The 24,198-nt window shown below is 74.5% G+C and carries 19 protein-coding genes; 12 read left to right on the top strand and 7 right to left on the bottom strand.

The window, feature by feature from the left end:
* The first annotated feature begins 15 nt into the window (after positions 1–15).
* Together POL72_RS29380 and POL72_RS29375 are read left to right on the top strand one after the other, a co-directional pair.
* A complete protein-coding gene (locus tag POL72_RS29380) occupies positions 16–534 on the top strand; it encodes a MerR family transcriptional regulator (RefSeq protein WP_272099309.1) in 519 nt (172 codons plus the stop codon).
* Positions 535–776: 242 nt separating this feature from the next.
* Positions 777–1,544 carry a sigma factor-like helix-turn-helix DNA-binding protein gene (locus POL72_RS29375; RefSeq protein ID WP_272099308.1) on the top strand — a complete coding sequence of 256 codons (768 nt, stop codon included), beginning with the start codon at positions 777–779 and terminating at the stop codon, positions 1,542–1,544.
* Here POL72_RS29375 and POL72_RS29370 read toward each other — a convergent pair whose 3' ends face one another.
* From POL72_RS29370 to POL72_RS29360, 3 genes are read right to left on the bottom strand one after another with little or no spacing between them, the layout of a single operon-like run.
* Complete coding sequence (locus tag POL72_RS29370; RefSeq protein WP_272099306.1) at positions 1,545–4,043, bottom strand: hypothetical protein; 2,499 nt, start codon at positions 4,041–4,043, stop codon at positions 1,545–1,547.
* Positions 4,031–4,903, bottom strand: coding sequence for a hypothetical protein (locus tag POL72_RS29365; protein ID WP_272099304.1), 873 nt, complete (start codon positions 4,901–4,903; stop codon positions 4,031–4,033). The genes POL72_RS29370 and POL72_RS29365 overlap by 13 nt, the downstream gene beginning before the upstream one ends.
* Positions 4,904–4,963: 60 nt before the next feature.
* Positions 4,964–5,605, bottom strand: a complete 642-nt coding sequence (locus tag POL72_RS29360) for an RNA polymerase sigma factor (protein WP_272099302.1) — start codon at positions 5,603–5,605, stop codon at positions 4,964–4,966.
* A gap of 315 nt (positions 5,606–5,920) precedes the next feature.
* Between POL72_RS29360 and POL72_RS29355 the strand changes: the two genes are divergently transcribed.
* Together POL72_RS29355 and POL72_RS52325 are read left to right on the top strand one after the other, a co-directional pair.
* Positions 5,921–6,472, top strand: coding sequence for a hypothetical protein (locus tag POL72_RS29355; RefSeq protein ID WP_272099301.1), 552 nt, complete (start codon positions 5,921–5,923; stop codon positions 6,470–6,472).
* The gene (locus POL72_RS52325) at positions 6,469–7,032 is read left to right on the top strand and encodes a septal ring lytic transglycosylase RlpA family protein (protein ID WP_272099300.1); all 564 of its coding nucleotides are present in this window, start codon (positions 6,469–6,471) and stop codon (positions 7,030–7,032) included. The genes POL72_RS29355 and POL72_RS52325 overlap by 4 nt, the downstream gene beginning before the upstream one ends.
* A 36-nt stretch (positions 7,033–7,068) precedes the next feature.
* Here the strand turns inward: POL72_RS52325 and POL72_RS29345 are convergent, their stop codons facing one another.
* Positions 7,069–9,504 (bottom strand): PQQ-binding-like beta-propeller repeat protein, encoded by a 2,436-nt coding sequence (locus POL72_RS29345; protein ID WP_272099298.1) that lies wholly within the window; start codon positions 9,502–9,504, stop codon positions 7,069–7,071.
* Positions 9,505–9,775: 271 nt separating this feature from the next.
* Between POL72_RS29345 and POL72_RS29340 the strand changes: the two genes are divergently transcribed.
* The 3 genes from POL72_RS29340 (at position 9,776) to POL72_RS29330 (ending at position 12,249) form a co-directional block, all read left to right on the top strand.
* On the top strand, positions 9,776–10,372 hold the full coding sequence (locus tag POL72_RS29340) for a CDP-alcohol phosphatidyltransferase family protein (protein WP_276597258.1): 597 nt from the start codon (positions 9,776–9,778) through the stop codon (positions 10,370–10,372).
* Positions 10,373–10,470: 98 nt separating this feature from the next.
* Positions 10,471–11,061: a Uma2 family endonuclease gene (locus POL72_RS29335; RefSeq protein ID WP_272099294.1), complete on the top strand. Its 591-nt coding sequence runs from the start codon at positions 10,471–10,473 to the stop codon at positions 11,059–11,061.
* 243 nt (positions 11,062–11,304) lie between these two features.
* A complete protein-coding gene (locus POL72_RS29330) occupies positions 11,305–12,249 on the top strand; it encodes an outer membrane protein assembly factor BamB family protein (protein WP_272100033.1) in 945 nt (314 codons plus the stop codon).
* A 67-nt stretch (positions 12,250–12,316) separates the two neighbouring features.
* Here the strand turns inward: POL72_RS29330 and POL72_RS29325 are convergent, their stop codons facing one another.
* On the bottom strand, positions 12,317–13,051 hold the full coding sequence (locus tag POL72_RS29325; protein ID WP_272099292.1) for a hypothetical protein: 735 nt from the start codon (positions 13,049–13,051) through the stop codon (positions 12,317–12,319).
* Positions 13,052–13,413: 362 nt separating this feature from the next.
* Here POL72_RS29325 and POL72_RS29320 point away from each other — a divergent pair, with 362 nt between their 5' ends.
* From POL72_RS29320 to POL72_RS29300, 5 genes are all read left to right on the top strand, one after another.
* Entirely contained in the window at positions 13,414–14,907 is a 1,494-nt protein-coding gene (locus POL72_RS29320) for a DUF8728 domain-containing protein (RefSeq protein ID WP_272099290.1), read from the top strand.
* Positions 14,908–15,118: 211 nt separating this feature from the next.
* Positions 15,119–19,021 (top strand): serine/threonine-protein kinase, encoded by a 3,903-nt coding sequence (locus POL72_RS29315; protein ID WP_272099288.1) that lies wholly within the window; start codon positions 15,119–15,121, stop codon positions 19,019–19,021.
* Positions 19,022–19,245: 224 nt separating this feature from the next.
* On the top strand, positions 19,246–20,268 hold the full coding sequence (locus POL72_RS29310) for a methyltransferase (RefSeq protein WP_272099286.1): 1,023 nt from the start codon (positions 19,246–19,248) through the stop codon (positions 20,266–20,268).
* Positions 20,269–20,364: 96 nt separating this feature from the next.
* Positions 20,365–22,119, top strand: coding sequence for a vacuolar protein sorting-associated family 26 protein (locus POL72_RS29305; protein ID WP_272099284.1), 1,755 nt, complete (start codon positions 20,365–20,367; stop codon positions 22,117–22,119).
* Positions 22,120–22,510: 391 nt separating this feature from the next.
* Positions 22,511–22,939, top strand: coding sequence for a hypothetical protein (locus tag POL72_RS29300; protein ID WP_272099283.1), 429 nt, complete (start codon positions 22,511–22,513; stop codon positions 22,937–22,939).
* A gap of 194 nt (positions 22,940–23,133) precedes the next feature.
* Here POL72_RS29300 and POL72_RS29295 read toward each other — a convergent pair whose 3' ends face one another.
* Both POL72_RS29295 and POL72_RS29290 read right to left on the bottom strand, forming a co-directional pair.
* On the bottom strand, positions 23,134–23,769 hold the full coding sequence (locus POL72_RS29295; RefSeq protein WP_272099281.1) for an IS630 family transposase: 636 nt from the start codon (positions 23,767–23,769) through the stop codon (positions 23,134–23,136).
* Positions 23,702–24,178 (bottom strand): helix-turn-helix domain-containing protein, encoded by a 477-nt coding sequence (locus POL72_RS29290; RefSeq protein WP_272099279.1) that lies wholly within the window; start codon positions 24,176–24,178, stop codon positions 23,702–23,704. The genes POL72_RS29295 and POL72_RS29290 overlap by 68 nt, the downstream gene beginning before the upstream one ends.
* Between the last annotated feature and the right edge of the window lie 20 nt (positions 24,179–24,198).

Genomic DNA, 24,198 nt, shown 5'->3' with positions numbered 1-24,198 from the left:
TCGATGGGAGGACCGGTGCAGAGGATCCCCGAGGAGGTGCTTGAACGCATCGAGCGGGAGCACGCCCAGGGGATCACTTCGAGCGATATCCTCGAGCTGTTCGCGGCTCATGGCATCAAGTTCAGCGAGGCGACGCTCCGGAAGTATGTGCAGCTCGGCTTGCTCCCGCGCAGCGTGCGGGTGGGGCGCAAGGGCAAGCACCAGGGCTCGCAGGGGATGTATCCGGCCACGGTAGTCCGCCAGGTTCAGCGCATCAAAGAGATGATGGCCCAGGACTACACCATCGAAGAAATCCAGCGTGAATTCCTGTTCGTGAGAGGTGATATCGAGGAGCTCGAGCGCACGATGGCCAAGGTCTTCAATGCGCTCAGGGATGCCGCCAAAGAGAGGCGGAGCGAGACGAGCGGCAGGGCGATAGCCCAGGACCTCGCGAGCGCGGAGTCGCTCGCGCGGGAGCTCGTCGCCAAGCTGGCGTTGATAGAAGAGCGCTTGATGGCGCAGGCGCGGCTCACGAAACAGGCGGCTTCCTCTTGAGGGGCCGAGTCGCGGGGTTTTCGTCGTCGTGAAGTAGATGGGGCCGCGGGCGCGGCCCCGCCTGGGTTTGATGCGATCGACGGGACGGGCATCGGCTCGTTTCGTCGCAATTTTTTAGGGACGGCATCCGGCTTTACGTCGGGCTTAAGGAGCGGATCCCTCTGCGTTCGAGCTGGGACTCGGACGTACGGGGAGAGACGCGCGCGCTTGAGAGCGGAGACGCTACCAAACGGAGGCAGCGCATGGCGACGGTGTCTGACAGCGAGCTCGAGATCTTCAGCCTGGACGGTGCGGATGCGGCGGAGGGCGATCGCGACCCCGGGGGCTCGACGGAGCCCGTCGTGGAGGGCGCGCTCGCGCTCCAGGCGGACCCCGCGGAGTCGGGGAACGCCATCACGCGCGAGCAGCGCAGGTCGCGGCGGAAGCGCGAGATCCGGGCGCGGACGATCAGCGTCAAGCGCATGACCAAGCGCGAGCTCGAGATCGGCCGGATGCTCTACCCCGAGACCGATTACTACAAGCCGCGGGCCCGCGCCGAGTGCGTCGACGGTCCGAGGCCGTGCCCGTACGTCTCGTGCCAGCACCACCTCTATCTCGACGTCTCCGCCAGGACGGGCGCCATCAAGCTGAACTTCCCCGATCTCGAGGTCTGGGACATGAACGAGACGTGCGCGCTCGACGTCGCGGATCGCGGCGGCACGACGCTCGAGGACGTGGGGGCGATCATGAACCTGACCCGCGAGCGGATCCGCCAGGTCGAGGTCAAGGCGCTCGCGAAGCTAGAGGCGCTGAAGGACATGTCGGCGCTGCGCGATTACGTCGACGAGGGTCCTGTCGGCAAGCGCCGGCTCCCCGTGCTGGCCCAGCCGGATGAGGACGAGGACGAGGACGAGGACGAGGACGAGGCCACGAGCGCGGACGGCGAGGACGAGGACGAGGGCCTCGAGGCGACCCGCGCCGGGCGTACGGCCGAGCTCGAGGACGCCGGCGACTTCGACGGCGGGGAGTGATCAGTCGGGCCGGGCCTCGACGGTCACGATCGCGTCCGCGCCGAGCGCGCCCGCCAGGAAGGCGCGCCACGCGGCCAGCGTGATTTTCGCGGCGGCCGCGCGGGAGGGGCGGCCGTTGAACAGCTGGATGAGCCTGCGCCTGGGCTCCGCGAGCGCGTCGCGCTCCCGCCGGGCGAGGAGGGCGTCGGCGCGGCCGAGATCGGCGTCGGTCACCCGCTGCGCGAGGCCGGCCAGGAGCTCCTTCACGCGGGCCGAGGCCTCGCTCAGCTCGCCGGCCTCTGCCCTGATCTCGACGGCGAGCGCCGCGGCGCGTGTCCCGCCGAGGACGCGCGCGCTCGCGCGGGCCGCGAGCGGCCGCTTCGCCGGCGCCGCGCTGGCTGGAGCCGGGGACGCCGTGCTCGCCGCAGGAGAGAGCGCAGCCGCGAGCAGGCCGCCTTCGCCGTTGAGGGCGGAGACCGTGAGCTCGGCGAGCTCGCGCGCCGTGGGAGCGGCCTCGCGCGCCGCAGGGAGCCGCGCGCCGACGACGGCCTGCGAGAGGGACGCCCCGGCCGGCAGGCGGGCGTCGTGGTGACCGAGCCGGGGCACCACAGCGCCGTCCGGTGAGCCGCACCCGCGCGCGGTGAGCCGCGGCGAGAGCCAGCGCTCGGCGGCCTCCGCCGCGGCGGCCGCCTGGGAAGCGTCGGCGTTCGCGAGGACCGCGAGCCGGAGCGGGCCGGTCGCGAGCGCCTGCCAGCGGAGCTGCACGGTCTCGAGCGCGCCGCTCGCCACCCGGTCCCAGACGCCGAACGGCTCGATCCAGGACGGGTGGTCCGGCGCGATCGCGGAGGCGAAGGCCTCGAGCGCCGCGGCGCGCCCTCCGGAGAGGTGCTCCAGGTGCTGGAGCGCCGCGGCGCGCGCCAGCGTGAGCGCCTCCGGGCCCAGCGTGGTCGCCGCGACCGTGCGCGCGGCGGCGTTCGCCACGCGCCGCCCGAGCTCGGCCGGGGTCTCGCGCTCGTCGCGGAACGGCGCGTGCGCGATCACGCCGACGGCATCCGCCGTGACCCACGGCTCGATCGTGACGTCGAGCTCGCGCCGCCGGGTCTGCACGGCGGCGAGCGCGGCGAGCGCCGTCGCGCCGGCGTCGTACAGCCCTTCCTCGGCGACGCCGCACGGGCTCCCGAGCAGGACCCAGACCTCGCCTTGCCCGCGCTCGACCAGCGCCCGCCGCTCCAGGGCGGGCTGGGCTCCCGGCGCGAGCGCGCGCGAGAGCTCGGCCTCGAAGCGCCGCGCGCCGGCCTCGCCCGGCGCCGCGGGCTTCGGCGGGTCGGCGCTCGGAGGGAGGCCGAGCGCCGTCGCCCACCGCTCCGGCGGCGCGCCCGGGGCGCTCCCGGAGAGCGCCCACCACGAGGCGCGCGCGCCGGCGTCGCGGGGGTCCTGCGCGGTGAGGATCTGCCGCGTTGCGACGGCGGGGCTCGGCGGCGCCGAGAGGCCGCGGCGGATCTCCTGCCGCGCCACCGCCGCCGCGAGCGCCGCCGAGGCCTCGACGGCCGGGGCCGTGGGCAGATCGGCGGCCTCGATGGTCACGCTCACGCAGCCGCCGCGCGGGCGGGCGACCCCGAGCACCTCGACGGCGCGAAACGGGGACGGGAGCGCCGAGAGGCGCGCGCGGAGCGGGGACCCAGGCGCGCCGAGCCGCTCCGCCGCGGCGACGGCCGCCTGGGGGCTCGCGACACGCGCGGCCACGGTGACGCGGGCGGCCCGCCGCCCGAGCTGGTTCGTCGTGTACACGCCGACCGTGTCCGCCGCCGGCCAGGGGTCCGCGGGCGGGCTGCCCGCCGGCCAGGCGTCGATGCCCTCCGCCGCGCGCGCCGCCTCCTCGCAGAACGCGGCGGGGCCGACGGCGGCGATCGAGGTGCGCCCGGCGTGCAGCGCCGCGGCGCGCCACCCTTCGAGCTCCCGCGCGCCTGCGGGCGTCGCCGGGTCGACCACGGGCTCCGCGCCCGCGAGGCCCAGCTGGCCGGTGCACGCCGCGATCGGCGAGAGCTCCGGCGCGTCGAGCGGGCTCGATCGGAGCGCCTGCGTCCGCTCCGCCGCCCGGGCGACCTCCGGGCTGCCGGCCGCGATGGGCTGCGCGAACGCCGCCGACAGCGCGCGCAGGAACGGCGCTACGCGCGCCGCGTCCCTGACGAGCAGGCGCACGCGGAAGGCGCTGCGGTCGATGCGCGCGTCCACGTCGAAGCCGGCCGCGAGCAGGCGCGCCTCGACCACGCTGGCGAGCGCCGTGGTCGCGACCGAGCCGAGATCGGTCGCGACCGAGACGACGAGCGCGGGCGCGGGATCGCCGTCGCGCGAGACGAGCGTGAGCCGTGGCCGGGCGTCGAGGTTGCGCACCTCGATGCGCCCGACGCTTCCCTCGGGCGTCGAGGCGAGCGCGTGCGCCGGCGGGCCGCCGGGCGCCGCGCCGCCGCAGGCCGCGAGCAGGACGAGCGGCGAGAGGAGCGCGGGCCTCAGGGAGCGCATGCGTCGTCGGAAGGCAGCGGCGCGCCCTCCAGCTGGAAATCGGCCGGGCAACGCGGGGCGATCTTGAAGCCGTAGAAGTAGGTGAGCACGCCAGTGACGGACCGGAAGGAGGCGCCGTCCGCGAGGGGCGGCCCCTCGCGCTCGAGGTCGTAGAGCTCGTTCGAGAGGCGCGGGACGTCGGCGGGGGGCACGCCGGCCCCGACGTCGATCGACGCCGCGTAGCGGCCGTCGCGGCTCGATGGGTCGCCGGCGATGCTGACGCCCTCGACCCGCACGAGCATGCCGATGTACGGGCGCGCCGACGCGTAGCCTCTCAGGTGGGCGAGCGGCACGTGGATCGGGACGGCGGGGTGGTCCTCGAAGCGGAAGCTCAAGGTCCCGCCGATCTCGGGCAGGGTGCGGCAGCCGCCGAAGCGGCCGGCGGAGGGGCCGAGGAACTCGGTGAGCTCGCCGAGCACGTCGATGACGTCGCCGGGGATGAGCCGCAGGTCCGGGGGGCTGAACGCGGGCTGGAAGACCGTCATCCCCGAGTAGGGGACCGGCTCGTCGGCGCTGTCTTGCACGTAGTAGTTGCCGCGCGCGCCCTCGCCGGTCTCGTCGAAGCGGTCGATGGCGACGATCGTGGCGCCGGTGACGTGCGCGCGGCGAGCGGGCGGCACGGCGCAGCGCCGGCTCTCGTCGTCCTCCGGGGCGAGCCACCCGGCGTCACCGACGATCTCGGCGATGCGAGCGCCGCCGCCGCGCTCGTCGGCGAGGGGGATCGCGGTGGCGTCTCCGTCGCCGCCGCCGCACGCGCCGAGCAGCGGGGCGGCGGCCGCGATGAGCGGGAGCGCGGAGCAGGTGCGGGGCGGTCGAGCCATCCACTCCGGCTCATACCACAGGGCCGACGGCCGCCGAGCCCCCTTCGGGGGATGGAAACGTCACGCCGCGAGGCTGACGCTGGACAGCATCGCCTCCAGGCGGCTCTGGATCTTGTGGCGCTTCGAGTACACCGTCTTCACGCTGATCCCCATCCGCTCCGCGATCTGCTCCGGGGGCAGGCCCTCGGCGAAGTAGAGCGCGACGAACTCGCGGTCCTTGTTGGAGAAGGCGTGGAGCACCCGCCCCACGAGCGCGGCGCGCTCGCGGCGCTCGGCCTGCTCCTGCGGCGAGGGGCGCTCGCAGGGGAGCTCGACCGCCGCGTCGTCGAGCGGGGCACAGCGCGGCGCGCGCCTCCTCGAGCGCAGATGGTCGTACGCGCAGTGGACGGCGAGCGTGCCGATCCAGGAGCTCAGCCGCGTTCCGCGGCCCGCGTCGAAGCTCCTCAGCTTGCGCATGTCGTTCGAGAGCAGCTGCACGAGCAGCGTAGCGTGGATGTCGCGGATGTCGTCCTGCGCGACTACAGCAGAGAAGCGGGCGATCACGCCGCTGATGCAGCGGTGGACGAGCCGATCGTAGCGGGCGTGGAAGGCGCGCCAGGCGCGCTCGTCCCCCGCGATCATCGCCTCCACCAGCGCACCTTCGGCGAGCTCGCCGAGGTTTTCCGAGCGTCCGTTGTCGCAGAGAAGCAAGTCGTTGGGCATGCCTGGCGCCTGTGCACCCGACGTGCCAGCGAGGACCGACGCGCGGAGGGGTCGCGTCGCTGCGCGGCGTCCTCGCCCGGCGGCGGCCGCCGTCGCGCGATCTGCCGCGGAGCGCCGGCGCGGCCCGCGATCTCGGGCGCCGCGGAGATCGGGCGACGAGCGCGCGCCGCAGGCGTCATCGCAGCGGCGGCGGGTCGTCGCGGACCTGCGTGTGCCCGAGGCGCTGTTAACGCGGGTTCACGTGCCCGGCGCGGTTCTTGAGACCCCGCGCGCATCGGCTCGGCGCGCGGGCCTGTTTCGGGTTATGGACGGATCGTGCTCTCCGGTCGTGCCCTGGCTCTCGCGGTCCTCGCGTGGTCGCTCCTCAAGGTCGCGGTGCGCCGTCTCTTCGACGACGGTCCGAGCGGGCTTGCGCTCTTCCGCGAGAACTACGACGCCGATGGCCTGCCGCCGCTCTCGCCCGCCGAGCGCGCGGCCCTGCCCCGCTTCTCCCGCTGCATCGCGTGCGGGCGCTGCGATCTCGGGGAGGCCGAGCGCATCGCGGCCTCCAAGGGGGCCTACCGCGGCCTCATGACCGTGGTGCTCGCGTCGTCGCGGAGCATGCCGGACTTCGACGCCGCGGCGCTCGCGCTCGCGCACGTGCCGGAGGAGGTGCTCGCCGAGAAGGAGAGGATCTGCCCGACCGGCGTGCCGTTCCGCGAGCTGGCCGGGTTCGTGCGGGCCAAGGCCAGGGCCCAGGCGGCGCCGTCCGCGGACGGGGCAGGGAGCGGCGAGCCCTCGGCCCTGGCCCTTGTCGCCGCGGTGACCTCGCCCGCGGCCGACCTCGACCCCTCGTCGGCCGAGCGCGCCGCGTCCGAGGCGACGTGACGACGCCCGGTGGACGCCGCGGCGTGGCGAGGACGCTCGCCTTCCTCTTCCTCTTTTTCACCCCCGCCTGCTCCGCTCACCAGCCGGCAGCGCCCCGCACGGGAGCCGACGCGCCGATGGCGCTCGGCGTCGCGCCGAGCACCCCGCCGGCGCGCCCGCGCCACCAGGCCGAGGGCGACGAGCCGGACGACGGCGACGGCATCTCCACGCCGACCGCGCCCGCGAGCGCGCGGAGCGCGGCGAAAGGGACGCCGATCCAGCGCGGGCGGGCCACCTACTACGCCGACAAGTTCAAAGGCCGCCGCACCGCGAGCGGCGAGCGCTACAACCCGCGCGCGCTCACGGCCGCGCACCGGACGCTGCCCTTCGGCGCCGTGGTCGACGTGGTCCGCCGGGACGGCCGCCGCGTGCGCGTGCGGATCAACGACCGCGGCCCGTTCAAGCGCGGCAGGATCATCGACCTATCGCGCAAGGCCGCCGAGCGGATCGGGCTCATCGAGGACGGCGTCACCCAGGTGACGCTCGAGCTCATCTGGAAGCCGGCCCGGGGGCCGCGCTGACGCGCGCCGCGGCCCCTACTGCGCGCGCCGCGGCGCCTACTGGACGAGGCTGAGCCGCGGGGCCGCGGCGAAGGCCGCGAGGTGGCCGCTCTCCTCGGCCACGTAGACGTCGCACCGCTCGTCCACCCGCAGGAGATCCGGGATGAGGTCCGTCGGCACCTTGCCGAGCAGCGCGCCGTCCCGCGGCCGGACGACGTGCACCTCGCTCTGCGGCACGAACAGCGCGCCCGAGCGGAGCACCGGCTCGAGGCGCCGCGGCCTGTCGCCCTCGACGCCGCCCGCGATGACGTGCCGGTACCGGACCGCGCCGTCGTGCGCGCCGACCCCGACGATCTCGCCTGCCTCGCTGTTCACGACGACCACATCGTCCACCATGAGGCACGAGGCTGTCGCCGCGCACGCGGTCAGGTCGAAGCGCGTCGCCCCGGTGCGGCGATCGATCCCCACGAGACCCGTGCCGCGCCGCCCGTGGGTCACCACGCACACCGTCTCGGGCCCGAGCAGCGGCGCGCCGACCGGCGCCACGTGCTTCGGCAGATCGACCGTCCACCGCGCCTCGCCGGACCACGGGTCGAGGTGGTGCAGCCGCGCCCCGCCGCGGCCGACGAAGGCGCCGTCGCCGGCCAGGGCGAAGAGCGCGTCGTGATCGACCGCCACCGGCGACGCGAACGGAAGCCGGTCGCAGAAGCGCCACACGACCTCGCCGCTCAGCACGTCGAGCGCCGCGAGGGCCGGCTCGCCGCTGCCCACGAGGACGAGCTTGCCCGCGCGGCGGAGCCGGAAGTTCTCGCCGCGCCGCGCGGCGTAGCGCCAGCGCACCTCGCCGGAGTAGAGGTCCACGGCCGCGAGGTGGCGCGTCCCCTCGCTCACGATGAGCATCCGCGGCAGCCCGGGGGCGCTCACCACCGCGCCCGAGGCGTTCGCGCCGACACGCGGCGAGAGCCGCGTCGACCAGGCGACCTCGCCGCTCGCCAGATCGTGCAGCTGCAGCGTGCCGTCGGGCAGGAGCCTCCCGAGGCCGACCGGCGTCATCACCGAGACCGCGCGGGGCGCAGGCTTGCGCCACAGGCACTCGCCGGTGCGCCGATCGATGCACGTCAGCTCGCGCGTCGAGCCCACCACGAGCACGTCGCCGCACAGGAAGGTGGCGCGGAGGTCGAGCGACGGGATCGCCGCGATCCACCGGGCCGTGAAGCGCAGGCGTGTCCGCCCGAACGTGTCCTCGGCCGCGGCCTGCGGGCGCGCCGCCGCCGCGAAGGCTCGGTACGTCTCCGGGGCCACGTTGATCTTCGCGTCGTTGCGCGTGAGCTCGCGGAGCCGCTCGGCGAGCTCGCGGACGCGCGCCCGGAACTCGAACAGGCGCAGGTTCGACGTCTGCCCGCGATCGCGGCGCACCAGGCTGCGCGCGAGCGCCCGCCCGAACGCGACCACGCCCTGGGCGAGCGCCGCCACGTCGACGGCCGGGAAGGTCCAGGTCTGCGCCCGCTCCTCGGCGGCCGCGAACGAGGGTACGCGGCCAGGGCCGGGCGCGCGGGGATCGGCGGAGGGGACGCGGCCCACGCGGGGCACGCCGAGCGTGAGCGACAGCGCCCCCTCGCTGTGCAGCCGGACGCCGAGGATCGCGCCGCCGACGGTCAGCCGCCGGTGGTAAGGCTGGCGCCGCGCCCACGCGTCGAGCGACTCGAGCGACAGCGACGCGAGCTGCTCGGCGAACGGGAAGACGAAGACGTCGGGCAGCTCCCGCGCCTCCTCGCCCACGAGCACGCGGATCTTGCCCCGAAAGAGGAGCGAGAACAGGTCGGCCCGGAGCACGGCCGGCTGCGTGAGCGCAGCGCCCTGCGACGTGCGCAGGAGCGCCTCGGCCGCGATGGCGATCGGGATCTCGCCGGTCGGCTCGACGCCCACGATCGCCGGCTCTCCTCCCGCCTCGTCGGGCGAGAACGGCAGGGAGGTGGCGAGGCACCGCCGGGCGGCCGAGAGCCGTTGCTCGCCGAGCCCGCCGAGCCCGCCGAGTTCCGCGTCGTTGTCGGCGAAGGCGGCGTCGCGGCGCGCGCCGGGGCCCCTGTGCGAGGCGAACCGGTCGATGGTCGCGAGGAGGCGCGCGCAGAGCGCTTCGCCGTCGAAGCGCCGCTCGTGCAGGGCGACCTCGGGCACGTCTCCGCCCTGGAAGACGGTGACGAGGAGGTCGCGGCCCACGCGCTCCAGCCCGAGCTCCCAGGGGTCGGGCTCGAGGCACAGGCGCACGACCGCGCGCGCGCGGCGTCCGGAGGCGAGCTCCCCCGCGGCCTCGGCGAGCTCGCAGAGCAGCGGCAGCGCCTCGGCCTCGGCGCGTAGCGGCAGCGCCGCTCCATCGAGCGGAGGAGACGCGTTGCGCGCCCCCTCCAGGACGAAGTCGAGCACATCGTGCAGCGACGTGCGCTCGGGCTCCGCTGAGCATCGGGTGTTGTCGGCGACAAGTGACAGTCCGGGCATCCGCCGACGGATGCTAGGCAGCGCGCGGCCTGGTCCTAAGTTTTGTGCGCGGATCGCCGCGGAGTGGACAAGCACGTGCCACCTGGCTAGACGGCGCCAGCGCCGGGCGCGCCGCGGCCCGAGGCGCCCTGCCACGAGAGGATGGGGCGATGGGTCGATGACGGCCCGATGACGGCGACGCGCGCCGCGCAGGTTGTTTGGCAATCGAACCGGACGTGCGAAACTGCGCGCCCCGAGCGCCATGCCTCCCGATAAACCGCCCCATTTCTCGATGCTCCGATCGTTCGTGCTCGCCGACTTCGTCACGCTGGCGAACGCGGCGAGCGGCACGCTGAGCATCCTGCTTTGCCTGAACTACGTGGCCGAGCGCGAGCGCATCTACATCTGGGTGGCCTTCGGGCTCCTGCCGTTCGCGCTGGCGTGCGACGTCCTCGACGGCACGATCGCGCGCTGGCGTCGCAAGCACTCGCCGCTCGGGGCCGATCTCGACTCGCTCGCCGACGTGGTCTCGTTCGGCGTCGCGCCGGCGGTGCTCGGCTTCGCGCTCGGCCTGCGCGGGCTGTGGGACGCCGCCGCCCTCGTGTACTTCGTCGCCTGCGGGATCAGCCGCCTCGCGCGGTACAACGTGACGGCCGCCGAGCTGTCGGACGAGCGGGGAAAGGTGCGTTACTACGAGGGGACGCCGATCCCCACGAGCTTGCTCATCGTGCTGCTCTTCGGGGTGCTCTTCGCCAAGGAGCGCGTGCACGAGCAGCTCTGGCTCGGGTCCATCGCGATCGGCCCCTGGGTGTTCCACCCGCTCAGCCTGGTCTATGCCGTGAGCGGCAGCGCCATGGTCAGCGGCACGTTGAGGATACCGAAGCCGTAGCGGGGAGGGGCGGGCGCGCGCCGACGCGCGCCGGCCTCGCTCGGGTTTGTGGCGCCACACGACTTGCCTCTCCCTGGGCGCCCAGGCAGGCTCCGGTCATGGGCCAGCCCGCGGAGAAACAGCCCCGCGCCACGTACGCCGACCTCGAAGCCGTCCCGTCGAACAAGGTGGCGGAGCTCGTCCGCGGCACCCTGCACGTGTTCCCCCGGCCGGCGCCGCGACATGCGCGAGCCGCGTCCAGGCTTGGGGGGAAGCTGTCCGGCCCCTTCGACCTGGGCGAAGGCGGGCCCGGCGGCTGGACCATCCTGGTCGAGCCTGAGCTGCACTTCCCCGACCCGCACACGGCTGGTGAGTTCGACGCGCTCGTGCCCGACCTCGCCGGCTGGCGGATCGAGCGCATGCCCGAGCTGCCCGAGACGGCCTTCTTCCCGCTCGCTCCCGACTGGATCTGCGAGGTCCTGAGCCCGTCGACCGAGGACGTCGATCGCACGGAGAAGATGCCCCTCTATGCGCGCGAAGGCGTGCTCCATGCGTGGCTCGTCGATCCAATCCGGCGCACCCTCGAGGTCTTTTCGCTCGCGGCGGGCCGGGGCTGGGAGCCCGGCCCCGTCCACCGAGACGCGGCGCGGGTCCGGGCCGTGCCCTTCGAGGCCCTCGAGATCGATCTCTCGGTGCTCTGGGCGAAGTAGCAGAGGCAAGTCCCCGGTCCGGCGGGCCGCGCACGGTCGCTCTCGATCACGGGCACCCGGCGGCGATAGACTGCCCGGATGCGGCCCTGCAGGAGCTGTGGTGCCTCGCTGGAGGCAAGTCATGATGGGATCGCATGCCCGCGCTGCGGCGCTGATGCCCCCGGCGTCGCAGGCGCGGCTGCACCGCAGGGCGCGCCCGCGCCGGGGCCGTCCCGTGCGACGAAGGTGCTCCTCGCCGTGGCGATGGCTGCGGTCGGGATCGGCTTCGCGGTGATGTTCTTCGCGCGCGTCGAGCCGCCGCAGGAGCCCGCGCCGCGCGCGCGCCCGCTCTCCACGCAGCTCGACGCCCTCTGCTTCGTGGACGCGAACGGCGACGACGCGCCCGACCCGGTGCTGTGGCAGGACGGCAAGACCCGCGGGCGCGTGGTGGCCATCGACGGGCGCAGCGGGCAGGGGATCTGGGCCTCGCGGGAGATCGAGGAGCCGGACGCGCTCGCCTGCCCGGACCCGAACATGGTGCTCGCGGGCGGGGGCGACGCCGCGCTGCGCGCGCTCGACGCCCGCACCGGCAAGGAGCGGTGGGTGGCGAACCTCCCCGGGGTCCCCGACGAGATCGCAGGGGGCAACGGCTGCGCGACCGTGGTGATGAAGGACGGCACGGCCACCGGGATCAAGCTCGAAGGGGGCGCGGCGGCCGACTGCCCGACGGCGCCGCAACCGTCGGCGATCACGGGGCAGTTCTGGGAGCGCAAGAAGAACCCCCAGGTGGTCCAGGCCGGCGGCGTGGAGGTCGTGCTCACCGTGCCGACCGAGGGCCCGCCGCGGCTCACGGCCGAGGGGCGGCGCGGCAGCGAGTCGCTCTGGAAGAAGGAGCTCGCCGCCCGCGCGCCGCTCTCCGGCGGGCGGCCCGACCTGTTCCTCGTCTCGAGCGGCGGCGCCGCCGTCGTCGTCGGCGTCGACGTGGTGAACGGCACCGAGCCGCGGATCATCGCCCTCGATCCGGTGTCCGGGGCCGTGCGGTACGAGCGCGCCGCAGCCTACCTCGGCGACCGGCTCACGGCGGCGAAGGCGTCGGGCCCCTACGTCTACGTCGTCAGCGGCGCCGCGGTGAGCGGCGCTGCGCTGCGCGCGATCGACCCGGCGACCGGCGAGACCGCGTGGCGCGCGACCACGCCGCCGTCGCCGTGAGCCGGTCGTCGAGCCGGTCGTCGAGCCGGTCGTCGAGCCGGTCGTCGACGTGGCCCGCGGCGCGCCCTCAGCAGAGGCAGCCCACGAACGTGCCCGAGAACAGCGGTCGCTCCATCACGGCGGCGCCGCACGTCGGGCACGTCTCGCCGAGCTTGAGCTCCCGGGGCTGCGGCGCCGGCTTCGCCGGCTGCGCGGAAGGGGACGTCCCCGCGACGGCGAGCGGCTGGAACTCCACGATCGACACCCGCGAGAACCCCTGCCTCGGCGTGGCGCTGCGCTGCGGCGACGCCAGGAGATCCTGCTTGTTGCGGACCGGCAGGATGGGCCGCGACATGTTGATGTAGGCGAGCTCGATCGTGTAGAGCGCCGGATCGAGCATGCGCGGGTCCTCTGGCTGCACGATCCCGTGCTGGAAGGCCTCGATCAGCATGTCGACGTCCGTCCTCGCGTTGCGGTTGCGCGCGGCGTCGACCAGGAAGAGGCCATTGCCGTAGTAGGCGGCGTTGAGCCAGAAGCCGGTGCCCGCGGTGTGATAGCCGCCGGTCGCCCACTTGTACCCCCGCAGCGAGCGCACGTGTGTCGTCAGCGCGTTCGCGAGCGCGTACGACGTCATGCCGAGGGGCAAGAGGCTCACGAGCGCCGCCGGGTGGAAGTTCAGGCAATCGCTGCAACAGACAGGCACCGTCGGCGCGAGCGCCTGCGCCGGATCGATGCAGACCTGGACTTCCGATTCGCTGCGATAGCAGCCGGTAAAACACGAATGCCGCTCGACGGCGGCCAGGAGCGCGGCAGGAAGTGCCATGCGGGGAACTATACCGTCCACGAGGGCGCATGGCTGCCACCAGGCGCAGCGGCGCTGCCGCTGTCCGAGGCGTGCGCCCCGCGGCGAGCCCAGGTGTTCGCGACGTTCGCGCACGTGCCCGCGCGTCCGCGTGGTCGCATCTCGCATCTCGCCTGCTCGCATGATTGCGAGCAGGCGAGCGCAATTGCGTCCTTCGTGCGCCTGTCACAGGATCGCTGCGTGCTGATGGCCGTCCACCCTGAGCGCTTGCTCCGCTGTCGGTGCGTCCTCGATGGAGATCGCGCGGAGCGGCGCGGGCTGCTGTCCAGCGCGGGCGCCTCCGCCTCGTGTCCATCGGAGTGCCGCGCGGACGCACAGGCGGCGTGACGCGGCGGGAGCGTTCGCTGCTCATTGCGCTCGCCGGCGCGCTCTCGGCGCTGCTCCCGGCGCTCGCGCTCTCGGGGTTCACGGTCGACGATGCCCTGATCACGGCGCGTTATGCGCACCACCTCGCTCGGGGGCTGGGCTACCGCTTCAACGCGGCCGGGCCGGTGACCGACGGCGTGACGCCGCTCGGGTGGGCGTTCGTGCTGGCGCCGTTCGCGGCCGGCGGGCCGCTCGCCGCGCTCGCGGCCGCGAAGGCGCTCGGCGCCCTCGCGTGGACGCTCGCCGCCGGCGTCCTGGCGCTCGCGGTCGATCGGGCGTCCGCCCGGCCCGCGCGGTTCGCGGCGCTTGCGCTCGTGCCAGCGTCGGCGCCGCTCGCCGCCTGGAGCGTGGCCGGCATGGAGACGGGCGTCGTCGCGGCGCTCGGGGCGCTCGCCGTCGCGCTGCCAGCGCTCGGCGGCGCGCTCGCCGGCGCGGCCTGCGCCGGGGCCGCGGCGGCCCTCCGGCCGGAGCTCCTGCCGTTCGCGCTCATCGTCGCGCTCTCGGCCCAGGCGGCGCCGCGCCGCGACGCCGCAGGGAACGCGCCGCCGCGGCCCGCGTGGGCCCGAGCGCTCGCCGCGCTCGCGCTCGCGGGCCTCCCTTTCGTCGCCGTGGCGGCGGCGCGCCTCTCCATCTTCGGGCGGGCCGCGCCGCTCTCTGCGCTGGCGAAGGCGCCGGACGCGGCGCTCGGGGCCCGGTACGCGCTCGCGTGCTTCCTCCTGACCGGGCCGGTGGCGCTGATCGCGCCGGCCGCGTGGCGCGCGCTCCCCGCGTGGCCGCGCGGGCTGCTCGCGGCGGTCGCGGTGCACTTCCTCGCGGTCGCGGCGGCGGGCGGCGACTGGATGCCGCTCTCGCGGCTCGTCGTCCCGGCGCTGCCCGCCGTGGTGCTCGCGGCGGCCCACGTCGCCTCGGTGGCCGACGCGCGCGCCACGGCGCTCCGGCTCGCGCTCGCGCTCGCGGGGGAGCTCTTCGTGATGGTCCGGGTCGGGCCGACCGCCGCGCGGGTGGGCAGCGACCGGCTGCGCGTCGTCGAGGAGCTCCGCGGCGCGCTCGCCGGGGCGGAGGTCGTCGCGGCCCTCGACATCGGCTGGCTCGGGGCGGCGACGGGCGCGACCCTCGTCGATCTCGCGGGGGTCACGGATCCGGCGATCGCGGCGCTGCCCGGCGGGCACACCACGAAGCGGATCCCCGGGGCGCTGCTGGACGCGCGCCGGGTGGACGCGCTGGTGCTGCTGCTCGCCGAGGGCGAGGCGCCCGCGTCGCCGTGGACCGCATCGCGGTTCGCGCGCGGCGTGGAGCAGCGCGTCGCGCGCCTGCCCGGCGCTGGCGACGCGTTCGCTCCGGTGGCGGTGAGCGGCGTCCCGCACCTCCGCTACGTGGTGCTGCGGCGGCGCGCAGGCGACGCGGATGCAGGCGAAGCGCCCCCTGACACGGGCGCGCAGCGCGACAGGTAGGTGAGGCGGCGAGGCGCGCCGGTGCGCCAGCGTGTGCGCCGCGCCGACGCGAGCGCCTGCGCCGCGACATGCGTCCCCGCGCGGTGATCGGCCGCGGTGAGCCGGCACGCACGCCGCGCGACGTCGAGCGAGGTGACAGTGGACGGACGGCGCGCGCCGCTGGCACGCTGTGCAATAGCGGCAGAGCGCCCGCCAGGAGCGCGTCAGCTCGATGCAGGCAGGAGAGGTCGTCGACGACCGGTTCGAGATCGAGGAGCACGCCGCCTCGGGCGCGACGGCGCGCGTGTACCGCGCGCGCGACCTCCGGTCTGGCGAGCTCGTCGCGCTCAAGCTCCTCCAGACAGCTGCCACGGCGTCGCTGAGCGCCCTCGCGCGCGAGCATCTCGCCCTCGCGACGCTCGCGATCCCCGGCGTCGCCCGTTACGTCGCGCACGGAGCGACGGGCGGGGGCCGGCTCTACCTCGCGATGGAGTGGCTCGACGGCGAGACCCTCTCGGAGCGGCTCGATCGCGGCCCGCTCACGCTCGCCGAGGCCTCCACGCTCGCCGCGCGCATCGCCGAGACGCTCGCCGCCGTCCACCAGCTGGGGTTCGTGCACTGCGACGTGAAGCCGGAGAACCTCATCCTCGAGGGCGGCGACCTCCAGCGCGTCCGCCTCATCGATTTCGGCGTCTCGCGCTTCTCCGGGGATGAAGAGGAGTTCCCGACGCTCGGCGACATCCGCGGCACGCCCCAGTACATGGCCCCGGAGCAGGCCCGCGGCGAGCCGCAGATCGACGCGCGCGCCGACGTGTTCGCGCTCGGCAGCGTGCTCTTCGAGTGCGTCACCGGGCGCGCCGCGTTCGACGGCAGCGACCCGCTCTCGGTGCTCATGAAGGTCCTCCTCGAGGAGCCGCCGCGGCTCAGGGAGCTCCGCGACGACGTCCCGGCCTGGCTCGACCGGCTCGTCGCGCGGATGCTGTCGAAGGCGCGGGAGTCCCGGCCGCGCGACGCGGGCGTCGTCGCGGCGGCGCTCGCCGCGGAGGCGCTGGATCCCCGCCTCGACGCGGGCCCGCCGTCGCTGCAGCCCCCGTCGTCCCACCCGCCGGCGCAGCGCGGCCGCGAGATCACGACCAGCGAGCGGAAGGTCATGTGCCTCCTCCTCGCCCGGGAGGGCCAGGCCGACGCGGCGGCGACGCTCTCCGACGTCGAGGACGAGGCGAGGGCGCGGGCGATCCGCGAGATCGTCGAGCGCCACCGCGGCCGGATCGAGCTCCTGGAGGCGCGGTGGCTGCTCGTGACGCTCTCGGGCTCGGCCGCGCCCACGGACCTCGCGGCGCAGGCGGCCCGCTGCGCCCTCTCGCTCAGGGAGCTGCTCGGCGGCGCCCGCCTCTCGCTCGTCACCGGCCGCGCCGAGGTCGCGGCGCGGCTGCCGGTCGGCGCGGTGATCGATCGCCTCGTGCAGCTCGTCCAGGGCAGCCGCGAGCCCCTCCATCCGGCGGCGATCCGCATCGACGACACGACGGCGGGCCTGCTCGGCGCGCGGTTCGACGCCACCCGGGACGCGTCGGGGTGCTGGCTCCACGGCGCGCGCGAGGAGCCCGAGACGCAGCCCTCGCTCCTCGGCCGACCGGCGCCCTACGTCGGGCGCGAGCGCGAGCTCGGGCTGATCGAGGCCGAGATCGACGCCTGCGTCCGCGGGGCGGCGCCGGGCGCGGTGCTGGTGACGGGCGCGGTGGGGTCGGGCAAATCGCGCCTTTGTTACGAGCTCGTCCGCGCGCTCGGGTCGCGCGCCGAGCCCCTCGCGGTGTGGCTCGGCCAGGCGGACCCGATGAGCGCGGGCTCCGCCTTCGGCCTGCTCCAGCGCGCGCTCCGCCGCGGGCTCGGCCTGCGCGACGGAGAGCCGATCGAGTCGAAGCGGCGCAAGATCCGCGCGCGCGTCGAGCGCCGCTGCGGCGCCGCGGCGGCCGCGCGCATCGCGCCCTTCCTCGGTGAGCTCGCGGGCGCGCCGTTCCCGGACGACGACGACGTGCAGCTCAGGGCGGCGCGGCGGCGACCGCTCCTGATGAGCGACCAGCTGCGCCTCGCGTGGGAGGATTTCCTCGACGCCGAGTGCGCCGCGCAGCCGGTGCTCCTCGTGCTCGACGACCTGCACTGGGGCGATCTGCCGACCGTGACGCTGGTCGAGGCCGCGCTGCGCAACCTCAAGGGCAGGCGGTTCGCGGTGCTCGCGCTGGCGCGGCCCGGCGTGCACGAGCTCTTCCCGGGGCTCTGGGGGCCTCACCTCGCCCGGGAGGTCCGCCTCTCGCCGCTCGCGCCCTCGGGCGGCGAGCGGCTCGTGCGGGAGGCGCTCGGCGCCAGGGCGAGCGCGGAGCTCGTGAGGACGCTCGTCGAGCGCGCCGACGGCAACGTGTTCTACCTGGAGGAGCAGATCCGCGCCGCCGCCCGCGGCCGGACCGCGGCGCCGCCGGAGACGGTGCTCGCGATGGTGCAGGCCGGGCTCGACGCGCTCGACCCGGAGGCGCGCCGCGTGCTGCGCGCCGCGAGCGTCTTCGGCGAGGCGTTCTCCGAGGCGGGGGTCGCCGCGCTCGTGGGCCGGGCGGAGGTCGCGCGCGAGCTCGACGAGCTCGTGCGGCACGAGGCGATCGTGCGGATCGGGCCGCGGAGCGCGGCCGGCGACGCCGCGCTCCGGTTCCGCCACGCGCTCATCCGCGAGGCCGCCTATAGCATGCTGACCGAGGGCGACCGGCGGCTCGGCCACGCGCTCGCCGGCGGCTTCCTCGCGCAGCGCGGCGAGGCCGATCCCATGGCGCTCGCCGAGCACTTCGAGCGCGGCGGCGAGCCCGCGCGCGCGGCCACGGCGTACCTCGCGGCCGCGCGGCAGGCGCTCCGGGGCAACGACCTCGGCGCGGTGCTGGCGCGCGCCGCGCGCGGCATCGCGTGTGATCCGGCGCCCGCCACCGTGGGCGAGCTCCGCCTGCTCGAGAGCCAGGCGCACTTCTGGCGCGGCGATCTCGCGCTCGCCGAGGAGCGCGCCGCGGTCTCTGCGGAGCACCTCGCGGAGGGCTCCGCCGCCTGGTTCGCCGCGCTGACCCGGATCATCATCGCCGCGGGCGCCACGGGCAGCCTCGAGCGCGTCGAGCGCTGGGCCGCCGTCGCGCGCGAGACGCCCGCGCCCCTCGAGGACGGGAGCTCCGCGAAGAGCGTGTGCCTGAGCTCCGCCGCGCTCATGCTGATCTTCGGCGGCCGCTATGCGCTGGCCGACGCGCTGATCGGGGGCGCGGAGCGCGCGATCGAGGGCGCCCCGGCGCCGGATCTCGAGGCCGTGGCGAACCTCCACGAGGCGCGCGCCATCCGCGCGCACGCGGGCGGCGACCCCGGCGCGAGCCTCGCGGGCATCGAGGCGGCGCTCGCCGCGTTCGAGCAGGCCGGCGACGTGCGGCGGGCGTGCATGGCACGGATGAACCTCGGCTACTCCTACGGCCAGGTGGGTCAGCTCGAGGAGGCCGAGGCGGCGCTGCGGCTGGCGCTCGCCGAGTCGGAGCGGATGGAGCTGCGCGGCACCACGGCGTACGTCCTCCAGAACCTCGGCCTGGTGCTCGCCTACCGAGGCCGGCTCGACGAGGCGAGGTCGGTCGAGGAGACAGCGTGCGCGATGCTGGAGCGCCACGGCGACGTGCGCATGGAGGGCTGCGCGCGCGTCTACCTCGCGAGCATCCTGCTCCTCGCGGGCGATCCCGAGGCGGCGGCGCGCGAGGCGCGGGCCGCGGACGCGATCCTCGAGCGGGCCCCGCCGATGCGCGCCTACGCCGTCGCGGTGCTCGGGCGCGCGCTGCTCCACCTCGGCAGCCCCGGCGACGCGCTCGCCGCCGCCGAGCGCGCGCGCGCGCTGCTCGACGAGGTGGGCGTGGAGGAGGGCGAGTCGGTGGTGCGCCTGGTCTATGCCGAGGCGCTGTCGGTCTGCGGGCGTGGGGCCGAGGCCGCGCGCGCGATCGCCGAGGCGCGCGATCGCCTGCTCGCGCGCGCCGGGAAGATCAGCGACCGCGCGTTCCGGGCGCACTTCCTGGAGCGGGCGGCGGACAACGCGCGCACGCTCGAGCTCGCGCGGGCGTGGCTGGGCGAGGCGGCGGAGTAGCCGAGCGCGCTCGTCGCTCATCGCTCGTGACGAGGCGCGCTGCGCAGGCGGCGCGCCCGCCGCTGCGCCGCCGGGGTGGTCCGCGCCGGTGTTATTCCGGTCGACCGCGAGATCGGATCCGGTAGCTTCCTCCTCGCCTGCGCCGGGGGGCGACAGGCCTGTCATCGCGGGCGTGCGCTGCGACGGGCGAGCAAGCCGACGGGCACGAACGAGAGGGGGAAGTCATGATGTCGCATCAGGATGCGGGGCCGTCTCCCGCGCTGTTGATGGATGCGTTGGGCGCCCACGTGCGTACGGCGGCGCTGAAGGGGGCCATCGAGCTCGACCTGTTCACCGCGATCGCAGCGGGCAACGAGACCGTCGCGGAGCTGGCCGGCGCCTGCGGTGCTTCCGAGCGCGGCATCCGCATTCTCTGCGATTACCTGGTCATCCTCGGGTTCCTGACCAAGGACGAGCGGCGGCATTACCGCCTGACGGCCGACTCGGCTGCGTTCCTCGACCGGCGCTCGCCCCTGTACCTGGGCGGGGTCACCGAGTTCGTCCTCTCGCCGATGGTGATGGAGGCTCACCGGGATATCGCCGCTGCCGTGCGCAAGGGCGGGACGGTGCTGCCCGACGAGGGGACGATCGCGCCCGAGCACCCGGTGTGGGTGAGGTTCGCGCGCGGCATGGCCCCGCTGATGAGGCTGTCGGCGCAGCTCATGGCGAACATCGTCGAGGTGCCGGGCGGCAGGCCGGTGCGCGTGCTCGACGTGGCGGCGGGCCACGGCGTCTTCGGGATCACGCTGGCCCAGCGCCATCCGAGCGTCGAGGTCGTGGCGCTCGACTGGCCCGCTGTGCTGGAGGTGGCGCGGGAGAACGCCGAGGCTGCCGGCGTGGCCGAGCGGTGGCGGCCGCTCCGCGGCAGCGCGTTCGATGAGCCGTTCGGCGAGGGGTACGACATGGTGCTGCTGACGAACTTCCTGCACCACTTCGACGTGCCGACGTGCGAAGCGCTCCTGCGCAAGGCGCGCGCCGCGCTGTCCGAGGGCGGCCGGGCGATCACGGTGGAGATGGTCCCGAACGAGGACCGCGTCTCGCCCCCGGGCGCGGCGTCGTTCGCCATGACGATGCTCGTCCAGACATCGCGAGGCGACGCGTACACGGAAGCGGAGCTCGGCGCGATGTTCGGCCGCGCAGGGTTCTCGCGGACGGAGTTTCACCCGCTGCCGTCCACGAGGCAGGAGCTGGCCATTTCCTACCGCTAGCGAGCGGGCGGCGCGACCTCCCGACAGCGAACGAGCGGGCGGTGCGACGCCCCGCCGGAGGGCTGTCGGCCAGGTCGTTTACACTGGGAGGCGGCGATGAGGAGCCGCCCTTTCATCACGCTGCGCCTCCCCAGGGTCGTGCATCCGGGCGAGATGTTCGACGTCGGGCTCTCGCTGGAAAGCGCTGCGGAGACGCCCATCAAGTTCGTGCGTGTGGCCCTGCGGCACACGCACGAGCAGCTGGTTCCGGGCGAGGGGACCTTCGAGGTCCGCGACCTGCTCCTCCTCAGCGAGGAGGTGGCCGGGGAGGGGTGGCTCGGCGAGGGGATTCACCGCTACAGGGTCTCGTTCGCGCTGCCTGGTGATCTCCCGCCGACGTTCGCCGGCGCCTTCCAGGCGTGCCGGTGCGAGGTCCGCGCGCACGTCTCCATTCCGTGGTGGCTCGACGCCCGGGAGAGCCGGGAGGTCCTCGTCCGGCCCAGGTCTGCGCAGCGGCCGGAAGACGAGCCGTTCATCGACGCGAGCCACCGCGGGCGCGGCGCCTTCGTCGAGGTGTCGCTGCCGGGCCGGACCCTCACCCCGGGCGCGATCCTGACCGGGGCCGTCGCCTTCGGTGGTCTCCCGGGGCGCTACCCCTTCGGGCTCCGCGTCGCGCTGGTCGGCAACGGGGTGGAGCAGGTGAACGCGCGCAGCGGTTCGTACGAGAGCTGCCCGAACGTGTTCTTTCAAGATGTCACAGGCATCGCCGAGGGAACGGAGGTGCCTTTCCGCATCTCCTTGCCGAGCGATCTCGCGCCGTCCTTCAGCCTCCGCGAGGTCGCCCTGGAGTACGCGCTGGAGGTGACGATCGAGCACCTGGCGGGCGGGGAGCTGGTGCGACACCGCGTGCCGGTGATCGTCGGCTTGTTCGAGCCGCGGACCGGGCGCGATGGCAAGCGGCCCCGGGTCGGCGCGGATCGCTGGCGCGCGGTCTGGGCGCGCGCGGGGAAGCGGGTGGGGCTCTCGCTGGAGCGGGGGCTGCGGCTCCGCGGCGTGCGCGCGGGCTGCACCGTCGAGGTGACCTCTGCCGTGAAGGGATTGAGGCCCGGCCTTGGCGCGACGGTGCGGTTCGCGGAGCCCTGGGGGTTGCGCCTCGACGTCCAGTGGCGGCGCGTGCTGGAGCTCGATGGGCTGGAGACGGGGGAGGAGGGGTTCGATCGGCGCTTCCGGTTGGTCGGACGGGAGGAGGCGCAGGTGCTGGCCGCGCTCGGGCCTGCGCTCCGGCGCGCGCTGCGTGTTTTCCATCGGGCCGACGTGGACGACAGGGAGGCGTGGGTGTGGAGCGCCGCGGAGGCGTCGGACGAGCAGGCGCTCGACGCGTTCCTGGCGCAGGTCAACGCGCTCGCGCAGGCGCTCGCGGAGGCCGGCGCGGCGCTGCCGCCGCCGGCGGCGATGGCGGCGTGGCTGCCCGCGTGGCGCCGCTTCGCGGAGGAGAGCGACGGGGCGCTCCGGGTCGGTTCGATGCGGCTCTCGGGGACGCTCGAAGGGGCGCGTTTCGAGCTGGAGACGCTGTTCAAGGGGGCCGTTCCGGCGAGGACACGGGTCTCGTTGCGGCTGGATCCGCCGATCGAGGGCGCGGCCAGGCCGAGGAACGCTGCGGAGCAGGCGATCGCAGCGGCGATCCTGGAGCAGGCGGCGCGCGTCGGGGGCGTTGCGGAGGCGGAGGAGGGGGTCGCGGTGGCGCCGGGCGCGATCGCGGTGGTGATCGGGGCGCCGCTCGCGGATCCGGCGGCGGCGCGGGAGGTCCTGCGGCCCATGCTGGCGCTCGCGCGGCAGATGCGGGGGGAGGGGCGGGGCGGGCCGTACCGGTGAGGGGGAGCGAGGGCGGCGGGGGACGAGATATGGCCTAGGGCTGGTCGGCAGGGCGGGCGAGAATGTCGGGACATCGCCGGGGGCTGGCCAGCGGGGCATGCGGGCATGTCGCGATATGGGCGGCGGCTGGTCGGCGGGTAGTGCTCAATTTTGAGCAATGAGCCCCGGGTCGCCTTGACGGTCGATCCGGTGCATGAGCCACAGCCGAAGCGCCCGCTCGTTTGTTATATCCCACCTGTCCGGCTTTAGCCGGTCGATGTGCGCAAAGTGCGCCGCCGGGTCGATCGGCGGCGCGATGCGAGCTGCATCCTCGGCTAGCGATGCGGCGCCCCGTAGATGGCACAGGCTCCGGATTGCTCGTCGGGACGCCCGACGATATCGTCATGGGCCGATGGACTTTCCGTACGGGATATTCGGTGTCGTCGCCCTCTTAGCTTTCGGGTTCATCCTTGGGAAGGTGAAGCAACGCGCCGCGCTGCGTGCTGCGGAAGCTACACGCCGCGCAGAGCAAGAGGCTGCGATCGCCGAAGCGGCCCGTCGCGCAGCGGAAAAAGCTGCGATGGAGCAGCAGCGGTGGAACCATCTCTGTGGACGCTTTGGCCCTGACTTGGCTGCACGCATCCACCGTGGCGAGTTGTGGGTCGGCATGACCGCGGAAATGCTGACGCATTCGAAGGGGTCGCCGGAGGACATCGACGAGAAGGTCCTTAAGACCAAAACGAAGCACGTCTACAAGTACGGCCAGACGGGCATCAACCGGTACGCGCTCAGGGTCACACTCGACAACGGCGTTGTGACCGGGTGGGACGACAAGACGTAAGGCCCCGAGAAGCTCACCTAACGCCCCGTCTGCCACCACGACCCGCCGCCTTGACGCTCTGCCACCCATCCGCCGGGGGCGCGCGCCCGGCGAGACACGAAACGAAGACGCCATCCTGGCGCAGATGGCCGAGGATGGCGGCGGGGAAAGCGCCAGCGGCGGGGTGCCCGCCGCTGGCGCAGCGACTTGCCCGGCTAGTGCTCTGACACGATTCTGTTGAACCAGTCGGATCCGAAAATTCGCTCGGCGTCGCGGACGGTGAACTTCCAGTTGATCCTGCGGCGGCCTCGGTCCGCAGCTGCATTCCATTGCTGGACGCGAGCCCGGAGTTCCTTGAGCGTCGGGATGCGGTTACGGCCGAGGCACTCCCTGGACACGAGGCTGGCTTCGATCTCCGCGGCGTTCAGCCAGCTCGCGTGCTTCGGCGTGTGGTGAAACTCGAAACGCGAGGCAAGCGCGTGGCCCCGCTCGGCCCCGAAGGCCTTGATGAGCGATGCAGGGGTGTGAGTATTGAGGTTGTCGAGCACCAGGTGAATCCGACTCGCCCGCGGGTAGGCGCGGGCGATGCGCTCGGCGGCGAGCGCGAAGGAAGGACGCGTCCGATCCTCGGTCGCGTGGGTGAGATGGCGCCCGGTCTTCGGCTCCACGATGCAGAAGATGTTGGCCGTTCCCCGACGGACGTACTCGTAGTCGATGCGCCGTGGCTTCCCTCGGCGCATCGGCCTGTCGGGCCTTGCGCTGTCGTGCAGGACGACGGGGCGCTCATCGAGCGCTACGACCGGTTCGCTCGGGTCGTGGGGCCGGGCGTATAGCTCCAGCACGTCCTTCATCCGCTCGACGAACGGCGTGTCGATCTTCGGAACGCACCACATTTTTTTCCCGCCAGGGCTTGATGTCCTGGTCGGCGAGGGTTCTTCGTATGGTCTCCTGGCTGACCGAGCGAACGACCTTTCGCCGTGCGGCTTCATCGGCGATCAGGGCGATGGTCCATCGCGCACGCCCCTCGGGTGGCGGACCGCACACCATCGCGATGAGCGCGGCGGTCTGCGCGCTGTCGAGAAGCTTGGAGCGGCGCCGCCGGGGCTCCTCGCTCAGCGCATGCTCGACGCCGCCCTCCAGAAAACGGTTGGCTACACGCCGCACCTCGCGGCGGTAGGTTCCCGTCGCCTCCGCCGCCTGCGTGATCGTCCAGCCCTTGTCGAGCAAACGTAGGGCCTGAATCCGCCGCGCGACGAGCATGCCCAGGGGGCCCTCCCGCT

The sequence above is a fragment of the Sorangium aterium genome, assembly GCF_028368935.1.
GTDB lineage: Bacteria > Myxococcota_A > Polyangia > Polyangiales > Polyangiaceae > Sorangium > Sorangium atrum.
The sequence above is the reverse complement of the archived record's forward strand: the minus strand, read 5'-3'. Positions and strand labels throughout refer to the sequence as shown.